Source organism: Chryseobacterium sp. GVT01B, from assembly GCF_019970045.1.
In the GTDB taxonomy this organism is placed as follows: domain Bacteria; phylum Bacteroidota; class Bacteroidia; order Flavobacteriales; family Weeksellaceae; genus Chryseobacterium.
Genome location: NZ_JAHXYI010000020.1, coordinates 1 through 632 on the forward strand (window position 1 = coordinate 1; position 632 = coordinate 632).

General features: G+C 38.9%; 1 protein-coding gene. It reads right to left on the reverse strand.

The genetic code is table 11. The features are described from left to right. A partial coding sequence (locus tag LC457_RS23265; protein ID WP_223601918.1) for a dicarboxylate/amino acid:cation symporter occupies positions 1 to 632 on the reverse strand: 632 nt, incomplete at both ends.

Sequence of the window (632 nt, forward strand, 5' to 3'; positions counted from 1 at the left end):
GGTAAGATCAAAGCAATTCCTTCCGGCGGAATACCAAACATGGAACACGTTGCTACAATAATTACCAAAGAAGCTCTCGGAACACCGGCAATTCCTTTTGAAGTAAGCATTAATACCAATAGCATGGTGATCTGCTGTCCAAGGCTCATTTCGATTCCATAAATCTGTGCAATAAAGATGGATGCAAACGTCATATACATCATACTTCCATCAAGGTTGAATGAATATCCTAAAGGTAAAATAAAGGATACTACCCTGCTGTTGCACCCGAATTTCTCCAATTCTTCAACCAGTTTCGGGAATACAGCTTCTGAACTCGTAGTAGAGAAAGCAATCAGTAAAGGTTCTTTTATTCTTTTTAAAAGGTCAAAAAGACGGTTTCCTAAGATAAAATAACCTACCAGTAAAAGTACCAGCCAAAGAACTCCTATAGCAAAGAAGAAGTCTCTTAAATAAATAGCATATACTTTAAAGATTTCAAAACCATTGGTCGCCACTACTGCAGCAATAGCTCCCAATACTCCCAGCGGAGCAAACCACATGATGTACCCAACCATTTTAAGGATTGCGTGAGCGATGATATCAAAAAGCTTCACCACAGGCTTAGAATACTCTTCACCTAAATTGGCAAG